This is a genomic window from Myroides sp. LoEW2-1 (assembly GCF_009767705.1).
Classification (GTDB): Bacteria; Bacteroidota; Bacteroidia; order Flavobacteriales; family Flavobacteriaceae; genus Flavobacterium; species Flavobacterium album_A.
Map to the genome: position 1 here is coordinate 1 of NZ_WSPP01000246.1, position 9,010 is coordinate 9,010.

Annotated in this window: 7 protein-coding genes; 3 read left to right on the forward strand and 4 right to left on the reverse strand. The window is 33.1% G+C overall.

Translation table 11 applies throughout. The annotated features are described in order from the left end of the window. Positions 1 to 118: 118 nt before the first annotated feature. Positions 119 to 3,298, reverse strand: coding sequence for a cytochrome c biogenesis protein CcsA (ccsA, locus tag GOQ24_RS13015; protein WP_155093299.1), 3,180 nt, complete (start codon positions 3,296 to 3,298; stop codon positions 119 to 121). Between the two features lie 205 nt (positions 3,299 to 3,503). On the opposite strand from ccsA, the gene GOQ24_RS13020 reads away from it, so the two are divergent. Continuing rightward, entirely contained in the window at positions 3,504 to 4,703 is a 1,200-nt protein-coding gene (locus GOQ24_RS13020; protein ID WP_155093300.1) for a pyridoxal phosphate-dependent aminotransferase, read from the forward strand. A gap of 99 nt (positions 4,704 to 4,802) precedes the next feature. On the opposite strand, the gene GOQ24_RS13025 is transcribed toward GOQ24_RS13020, so the two are convergent. The 3 genes from GOQ24_RS13025 to GOQ24_RS13035 all read right to left on the reverse strand — a co-directional run bounded on the left by GOQ24_RS13025 (position 4,803) and on the right by GOQ24_RS13035 (position 7,862). Beyond that, positions 4,803 to 5,258, reverse strand: a complete 456-nt coding sequence (locus tag GOQ24_RS13025) for a PaaI family thioesterase (RefSeq protein ID WP_155093301.1) — start codon at positions 5,256 to 5,258, stop codon at positions 4,803 to 4,805. Between the two features lie 936 nt (positions 5,259 to 6,194). Beyond that, positions 6,195 to 6,953 (reverse strand): MBL fold metallo-hydrolase, encoded by a 759-nt coding sequence (locus tag GOQ24_RS13030; RefSeq protein WP_155093302.1) that lies wholly within the window; start codon positions 6,951 to 6,953, stop codon positions 6,195 to 6,197. A gap of 72 nt (positions 6,954 to 7,025) precedes the next feature. Further along, complete coding sequence (locus GOQ24_RS13035) at positions 7,026 to 7,862, reverse strand: helix-turn-helix domain-containing protein (protein WP_155093303.1); 837 nt, start codon at positions 7,860 to 7,862, stop codon at positions 7,026 to 7,028. Between the two features lie 95 nt (positions 7,863 to 7,957). On the opposite strand from GOQ24_RS13035, the gene GOQ24_RS13040 reads away from it, so the two are divergent. Continuing rightward, positions 7,958 to 8,269, forward strand: a complete 312-nt coding sequence (locus GOQ24_RS13040; protein ID WP_160339888.1) for a hypothetical protein — start codon at positions 7,958 to 7,960, stop codon at positions 8,267 to 8,269. Positions 8,270 to 8,501: 232 nt separating this feature from the next. Further along, positions 8,502 to 8,927: a hypothetical protein gene (locus tag GOQ24_RS13045; RefSeq protein WP_160339889.1), complete on the forward strand. Its 426-nt coding sequence runs from the start codon at positions 8,502 to 8,504 to the stop codon at positions 8,925 to 8,927. Positions 8,928 to 9,010: the final 83 nt, after the last annotated feature.

Sequence of the window (9,010 nt, forward strand, 5' to 3'; positions counted from 1 at the left end):
GAATAAAACACAAAATATAATTAGAAGCTTTTAGAATAATTCATAAAAAAAACAAAAGGTTAGTATTAAAAATACTAACCTTTTGTTTTAAATTGAAAATATATAAAAAATTAAAATACTATTTCTTCAAGTACTTCTTATACTTTATAAAAGATAAAACACTTATGATAAATACAAAAGCAAGTGACCACCATATGATTGTTGGTGTGATTACTTTCTCTCCTGAAGCATATGAATGTAACCCACTTAAATAGAAATTCACTCCAAAGTAAGTCATCATAATAGAATAGTATGCTACTACGCTAAATACATTATATATCCATGTACCACGCATAGCTGGAACTAATCTGGCATGAATAACAAAAGCATAAATCATAATACTAATAAGTGCCCAAGTTTCTTTTGGATCCCATCCCCAATAGCGTCCCCAACTTTCGTTTGCCCATTGTCCTCCAAGGAAGTTCCCAATAGTTAAAAGAACTAATCCAACAGTTAACGCCATTTCGTTAATGTAAGTAAGTTCTTTAATATTCATGTCCATCTTCTTCTTATTCTTTTCATTTGTCAAGATCATAAGAACTAAGGTTACCACTCCAAGCATCATTCCTAATGTGAATGGACCATAACTTGCTACAATTACAGCTACGTGAATAATTAACCAATATGAGTTAAGAACTGGTTGTAAATTAGAAATAGCAGGATCCATATAATTTAAGTGTGCTCCCCAAAGTACCATACCTGTAACGAATGCAGTAGATGCAACAGTTAATTCTGACTTTCGACCAAAGTATATACCGAACAAGGCAGTAGCCCATGCCACATAAATTACAGATTCATAAGCATCACTCCATGGAGCATGGCCTGAAACGTACCAGCGAATTCCTAAACCAATAGTGTGTATAGCAAACAATAAAATCGTAAGCCATCCTCCTATTTTTACAACCCAAGTACTAACTTTAGACTCTTTAATAATTCCAGCTACAATAAAGATAAACATCAATATAGCACTTAACATATAGTAACTATAAAGTGTTTTGAAAATATCATACTTATTGTACAAAATTTCAAATTCAATCTTTTTCTCACTTGGAATTACAGATTTTCCATACTGAGACTGATATGTTTTTAAATGTGCAAGATACTCATCTGCTTTAGTATAATCACCAGTTTCTTTTGCTCCAAATAATGCTGGAACATACATACGTGGTAAAATACTTTTTGTAAAAACAGAATCCATTCCTGTTATATCAGATTCATTTAATTCCAATGGAGATACCCATTTGTCATTATCGTGCCCAGGGATAGGGAATACAGTTAAAATACCACTGGTAAATGCAGCATTTAACAAGGCTAATTTCCCATCTAAATCTAAAAAGTCTGTTTGGAACTTATTCTTTATAGTAGAGTGATTGGCATCATCTACTTCCTTAGCTAAAATATAATTACCTTCAGCATCAAAAAAGTCAATTAAACTTGCATATTTTGTTCCCTTCTCTAAACCAAGTAATTCCGTAATTTTATCATTACCTCTTGGAAGAGCAATAATGTCAGCATAATACCAAAAGTTTGGAGCTCCTTGCATTTGTTGAGCTACCGTAAACTGCGTCATCGATAAAAACACCTGATCAGGAGTCAAGCCTTTGTAAGTTTCCTTTTTATAAACTTTACGCACCAATTCTGAAGCAAAAGTATTGATAGGCTTCATACGACCACCATAGTCTTGAATAACCAAAGTACCAAACTTAGCAGCGTGCTCTTTACTTACAGCCGTCGCTTGAACAAGCGAATCTATTAAAGCTGCATCTGGTTTTTGAGAAGGATTGCTACTGTGATTGTGCTGTGCAAATCCAACGGTAGAAAACAACAAGACTAAAATAGTCATCATTGTCGCTTTCTTTTCTCTTATTTTGTCTAATTTTTTTCTCAAATCGTAAAAACGTGTATTCTTATCAAATAAGATAGCCAATAAACCTACATACAATAAAAAATATCCAATATAGGTTATCCAAGTTCCCCAGAAGTCATGGTTAACTGATAAAATAGTTCCCTTTTCATCGCGGTCAAACTCTGCTTGGAAAAATCTATAGCCTTTATAATCTAAGATATTGTTCATGTAAATTCTCGCATCAAAACTTTCTTGACCATCAATTACGGTCACTTGACTTTCAAAAGAAGAATAACTTGTTTCTGTTCCTGGGTATTTCTCTGCAATAAACTTATTTAATTTTACTTGGAAAGGGGTTGTATAACCTTTACTTCCGTACATAAGTGTAAACTCTAAATCTCCTAATTTAATCGATTGAGGTTCTCCAATTCTACCACCTTTCCCCATAAGAGTAACATCTTGCTCTAAACCTTGCGATTTGACAGTCACTGTTAAAGCATCTGTGCTCATTCTACTTTTAAAATCACCATCTGATGCCAATACAATCTTTCCTTTAATCGGCATTTCTGGCAAGACAAACTGAGTCCCAGCCATATTATAAAGCGATCTCAGATTTAACGGTTGTTTCTCATTAGGAGTAACATCACCCGTAGCCTGAGTAGCCATTACCATATAAGTACCTGAAAAAGGAGTATCTATAAAAAACTCTCCATCTTCTTCAATAATATTAATTGCTCCTTCTGTCGCTTTATTGTAAGCAAATAATACATTGTGGATACTCGCTACTTCACCTTCTTTCAAAAAGTGTTCGTGTCTATCTCCATCACCTGACTCAACAAGTTTCAATAGCTTAATTCCATCTGGATCTTCCTGAATGGTTTCTGTAGCTCCCATGATGAAGTCTTTATAAACTACTTCAAAAGGAATTCCATTAAACTCTTCCTTAAGCTTAAAATTGTTATTGGTTACTTGAGAAAACAATAAAGGCTCTTCGAATGTTCTTCTTCGAACCTCTCCTTGATAGTCTCCGTCAGTCATCACTGTTAAGAAGGTTTTATCTGATAAAATCAAATCAGCTGTTTCTCCTTCTCTAATAGGCATCATCCCTTCAAAACTGATATAACGAGTAATGAAAGCTCCTATCATTATCAGTATAAAAGAGGCATGTATGATAAATGTTGCCCATTTTTCTTTAGTAAGTAAACGGTATCTTTTAATATTTCCAATAAAGTTTACTAAGAAGAAAAACATAATTAATTCAAACCACTTGGTGTTATAAATAATTATGCGCGCTGTTGTAGTGTTATAACGGTCTTCAATAAAGGTTCCAGCTGCTAATGCAATTGCGTAAACAATAAAAAGTACAGCCATTAACCGTGTCGAAGAAAAAAAAGAAATTATTTTTTTGTCCATGAGTTGTTAATACGTTGTTTTACAATTCAACAAAAATAACCAAAAAGCCCACTAATTCAGTATATTTAACTTATTATTTAGTAATGATTTTCCCACAGTATATTCCCAAAAAAATATACATTTGCACTACACTACCCAATTGATTCAGCTTACAATAATTATTTGTCTGATTTGGTCAATTATTAAAGATTAAAATATATAAATTATGCCAAAAATTTCTCAAAAAGGGATTAATATGCCTGAGTCACCAATTAGAAAATTGGTACCATATGCTGAAAAAGCTAAAAGCAAAGGTCATCATGTTTATCACTTAAATATTGGTCAACCAGATATTAAAACTCCTCAAGGAGCTTTACAAGCGGTTAAAGATGCCAACTTTGAGGTATTAGAGTATAGCCACTCAGCCGGTTTTGAAAGCTATAGAAAGAAACTTGCTACCTACTATCAAGGACATCATTTAAACGTTGACTTCTCAGATATCATCATTACTACTGGAGGTTCTGAAGCCTTAATGTTTGCCTTGGGAAGTACTTTAGACCCAGATGATGAAATTATTATTCCAGAACCTTTTTACGCTAATTACAATGGGTTTTCTATCTCAAATGGAGTAAAAATTGTACCTGTAATGTCATCTATAGATAATGGGTTTGCATTGCCTTCTATCAGTGAATTTGAGAAATTAATCACTCCTAAAACGAAAGCTATTCTAATCTGTAACCCTGGTAATCCTACTGGTTATTTGTATTCTGAACAAGAAATGCAACAACTGACGGACCTTGTTGTTAAACACGATTTATTCCTTATCGCAGATGAAGTATATCGCGAATTTGCATATGATGGCTTTAAACATATCTCTGTAATGAGTATCCCTGCCTTAGCTAATCACGCTATTATGGTGGATTCTGTATCTAAAAGATATAGTATGTGCGGTGCTCGTATTGGGTGTATTGTTTCTAAGAATAAAGAGTTAATGACAGCAGCGATGAAATTTGCCCAAGCTCGTCTTTCTCCTCCAACATTTGCACAAATTGCCTCTGAAGCTGCTTTAGATACACCTGAATCTTATTTTGATGAAGTTATAACGGAATACAGAGAAAGAAGAGATGTATTTATAAAAGCACTACAAGAAATTGATGGAGTACAAGTAACAGCACCTCATGGATCTTTTTACTGTGTAGCAAAATTCCCTGTGAAAAATGCAGATGATTTTGCAAAATGGCTATTGGAAGACTATGACTTAAATGGCGAAACAGTCATGATTGCTCCTGCAGCTGGTTTCTATTCTACTCCTGGTGTAGGATTAGACGAAGCTCGTATGGCTTATGTATTGAAAAAAGAAGATTTACTTCGCTCTGCCCAAATCCTAAAAGAGGCTTTAAAAGTTTATCAAGGAATAGAAAAATAGTCAATGACTTTTCAACTATAACAAGAAAGAGAGTGATAAAATCACTCTCTTTCTTGCTTTTATACTTTTCTTGTATTGCAATAATTATTACAAATTCATTTACTCTCGCAACTTAATTGCCAAAATCTCTCCTGTAGCACAGACAACATTATCTGCCGATAAGGTCATTTCTACTGTGATTTTGCGTCCCTCTATGTGCTTCAACTTACCCATAATTACTAATTCCTTTCCTTGAGGGGTCATCGCTTTGAAATTCACATTGAGGTTACCTGTCACGCAGCGAACTGGAATTTGTGCTTGTTCTAAACTAATACCTTCTGCTACACAAGCAAATGCAGCAGCCGAAGCCGTACCATGACAGTCTAATAACGAAGCTATTAATCCTCCATACACACTTCCTGGAATTGCAGTATACTTTAAATCTGGCGTAAATCTACTAATCGTTTCTTCTCCTTCTAAATAGGTTTTTAATTGGTGACCTTGTGTATTATTCTTTCCACAACCATAACAGTGTGCAAGATTCTCCGGATACAAATCCTGTATTGGCTTTTTCATAATGGTTTTTCTTGGTTTAAGGCTTAAATATCGACATTACAAAGCAACTAAACAACCCTAAAAATAAAAAAACAAAGTGATCTAAGTATGGTTTGCTCACTACTCCTACTTCAGTTTTGAATAATAAAAAGAAAAATACTACTGCTACTTAGGGATCAATTCACAACTACATGATCCAAAAACACTTCTATATAATCTCTTGACAAAATACTGAAATTGACAAATTCTGAAAAGCATATTCGACTGTTCTATTAGAGGGCTTTTCTTGCACTTCCTTGGGGAATGCTTGCACTTTTCTGGGGGTTTCCTTGTCAAAAGCACGGTTTTCTCGAAGAAAGGTGCAAGAAAGGTGCAAGAAAAACTCAAGCAACCCCCTATCAAATGGATGCAAAGCGATTGATAAATCACCTGTAAATTTGGTTAAAAAATAGTTCCTCTATTTGCCTTGTTTTGAAAACCTCATTTTATTGTATGTTACTTCACTTTTTTATATGTTTTTATTTTACTTCGCATACAGCTTATGATTTATCGCCTAAAGTATAATTAAGTTGACGACACCTTTTCCTTGTGTTTTACCTATCTTTCACTAATAAGTTTACTTAGTGTAAACCTATTCTTATATAGGACAAATACTACCACAAAAATAAACTGGCAGCACTTCTATCTTGAGAATAAATAGTCGTAATGAGAGTACTTCAATTACTAAAGACAAGAAATACAGGAGGAACTCAATATTGTTATTGATAAATAAAACACATTAAAAGAAAAGAGTACTTTATAAAATAGTCAAGGGCTACATTGAATATTCTGTGTCAAGAAGATCCCACAAAACAAGATACTTCCCATTCATCATGAGAACAACATCACTAAAGAGAATAGCCTATCAACTAAACACGAAGCCACATTGATACAAACTACGAAATGTGAATACAGACGCTAAACAACAGAATTATACTCCTCCAAATCGTGATAACTATATACTTTCACATCTGGATATTCCTTCATAAACCCTTTTATTATATCCATAGATTTTAAGCGCAAATCATTATCATCTGCTCTTGCTTGTGTAAGCTGACTAACCGAATGATTGTCATCGAATAGTTCTGCTTTTAAATAATAAGCATCTCCTATATAAAAATACCACTGATTAGCTACTTGATATAAAACGCCACAATGCCCAAGAGTATGGCCAAATAATGGAGTAAGGTAAACTTTCAAATCGCCTTCTATATCTACTTTTCTGACTTCTAAACCAAATAATTGTTCTGATGCTGATTCATATAACTTTACAACTGGTTTATGATCTAACAAATTTCGAAGATAGCGAGGATTATCTGATAAATAATTGTGATATTCCTCCAACCCAACATGAAGTCTTGCTTTAGGAAAATCACTTGCACCTCCTATATGATCACAGTCTAAGTGAGAAACTACAATGTCAGTAACACAGTTGGGATCGAGTCCCAATCTTTTTAACTGCTTATACACTGTATCTTCCACATGGAGGTTAAAACCGACCATCTCAATTAGCTCTTTGCCCAATCTTAGTTCTGGTGAAAGACAATCAACCACCCCAATACCTGAGTCAATCAGTACAAGACTTTCATTTACTTTAAGAACAACACAATGTCCTATAGCATGATCTCCAGTAGGAGCATCGATATCTACACAATTTAAATGATGTATTTCCAACATAATCTATCTAATTTAAAATACAAAATTCAACTTTATCACGCACTAAAAATAGAACGCTAACGACATAAAGTCTTATCGAACCCCTACGATACGCATTGGTTGTTCTACCGTTTGTTCTGTATCAAAAGCAATACAGTGATTCAAAAAGTCCTTTGGAGTACTTCCCGAAAACATTTTAAACTCACGGATAAAATGGGATTGATCAGCATAACCGTAGTTATAAGCTAAATCACTCAATTTGGTAAAGTCTCCTTTGTAAATAGCATTACAGGCGTGTTGAAACTTTACCACTCTTTTATACTCTTCAATTGACAAACCGATATCTTCTCGGAACTTCCTTTGTACTTGTCGCTGTGAAATATGCAAATCACAGGCAATTGTTCGAGAATCAGTGTGCAAAAAATCCTGATTCAACAACATCAAACCTTGATCTACAATAAAAGTATTTGAATAACTCAATTGTATCTTTTGTATAAAATAATCTTCTAAAATAGAGACCGCTGATAAGATAGAAGAAGAATAAACTACTTGTTCGATTATAGAGATAGGGATTAACTCTTGGGCTTCTATTAATGTATTTGTGAGTTCATTTGTATTAACGTTAAATATCTTCTTAAAAGCAGATGCGTGAAAATCAATGCCAATAATTGATCCATGTGTTTTAAAATAGTTTACACAAGGTTCATCACTTTTTTGGCCATAGAGAAAAGCAATTGGCAATTGCCTTTGATCAGTATAATTAAACAAATTAGACTTTCCTCGACAATGTTGAATAATTAAACCTGTTGAACCTGCGGCAAGAATCTTGTATTTTGAAATAGAATCAGCTTCAGATAACACATCTCCATACCAAAACTTTTTGATATACTTCTCAAGTGAAGTACAAGGGGTAAAATATTTAATTTCCATATTGGCAGCCGCTTACATATTTTACAATTATAAATAAAACTAAGATTATAATCCGTTTACATCAGTAATTATATTATTTTTAACAAAAAATTAATATGAAAAAAGGACAAATACTTTGGGGTGTTATTAGTGTAATAATATTCACCGTACTCCTTTACTTTATTTCTTTAGAGAACTATTTCTTCAATCCTTATCTAACTACTTTTGTAACAGGAATTGCTTGCGCTATCACAGCTTTATTCTCTTTAACTAACATTACATCTACTTATGATGTAGGAGAACTTCTCACACAGTCTAAAAATCAAGACAAAGATGCAAGTGATTTCGGAAAAATGCTATTAGCTATTTTATATGGTTTGATTATGGGGGGTACTCTTTTTTACTATTCAACAAAAAAGAGTAGATAGTGAATTTGAAACAAATGGAATCATAGCCTCAGCTAAAGTATTAAATGGTACACATATAGCAAATTCAATCCATCGAGGGGTAAAAAACAATACTTTTACACTACAAGTTAGCTTTCATGAAACATTATCCCAACGCGATATAAATACCCAAGTTGAAGTACCGCAAGAAGTCTTTGAAAGCGTATATAAGGATCAAACTATTGAAATTATCTATTCAAAAACAAATCCTAATATGCTTAAACCAATTATATTAGAGAGTGATATAAAAAGATTCAAAAAGATTGAAAACAGGTTAATTACTTTTCAAGATTTGGAAATATTAAGTAATAACGATATAGACAAAAATAATCTTTTGGAATATTTGCTCAGTGTTAGTACAGGATGGAGTAGAATAGATGATGAAAGTGATGCTACTTTTGTGGCCTATCACAATCCCTTAAAAGATGAAAATGTCGCTTACTCTAACATTGATCACATGCTTTTCTATTCTGGATCAAACTTAGAGTTTCTGTCTCAGAACGAAGAACTTGTTTTCAAATATGAAGATCTATTCAAAGATAGTTTTCCACAAAGTGATTTAAACCCTATTAATCTCAAAATAAAAGAAACGGTGAAAACATATGACTATAAACATTACTTAACCCGTTGTGCATTTTAAACAATCGGTTTTTTTAAAGTATTTAGATTTCTATTGAGTAAGAATTTATTAATATATTGTATTGTAGTCAAGGCAGTTATCTT

What these genes read in the sequence shown, in the direction of transcription:
- ccsA (WP_155093299.1), bottom strand. Translation starts at nt 3,298, where the DNA reads ATGGACAAAAAAATAATTTCTTTTTTTTCTTCGACACGGTTAATGGCT.
- GOQ24_RS13020 (WP_155093300.1), top strand. Translation starts at nt 3,504, where the DNA reads ATGCCAAAAATTTCTCAAAAAGGGATTAATATGCCTGAGTCACCAATT.
- GOQ24_RS13025 (WP_155093301.1), bottom strand. Translation starts at nt 5,258, where the DNA reads ATGAAAAAGCCAATACAGGATTTGTATCCGGAGAATCTTGCACACTGT.
- GOQ24_RS13030 (WP_155093302.1), bottom strand. Translation starts at nt 6,953, where the DNA reads ATGTTGGAAATACATCATTTAAATTGTGTAGATATCGATGCTCCTACT.
- GOQ24_RS13035 (WP_155093303.1), bottom strand. Translation starts at nt 7,862, where the DNA reads ATGGAAATTAAATATTTTACCCCTTGTACTTCACTTGAGAAGTATATC.
- GOQ24_RS13045 (WP_160339889.1), top strand. Translation starts at nt 8,502, where the DNA reads ATGCTTAAACCAATTATATTAGAGAGTGATATAAAAAGATTCAAAAAG.
- GOQ24_RS13040 (WP_160339888.1), top strand. Translation starts at nt 7,958, where the DNA reads ATGAAAAAAGGACAAATACTTTGGGGTGTTATTAGTGTAATAATATTC.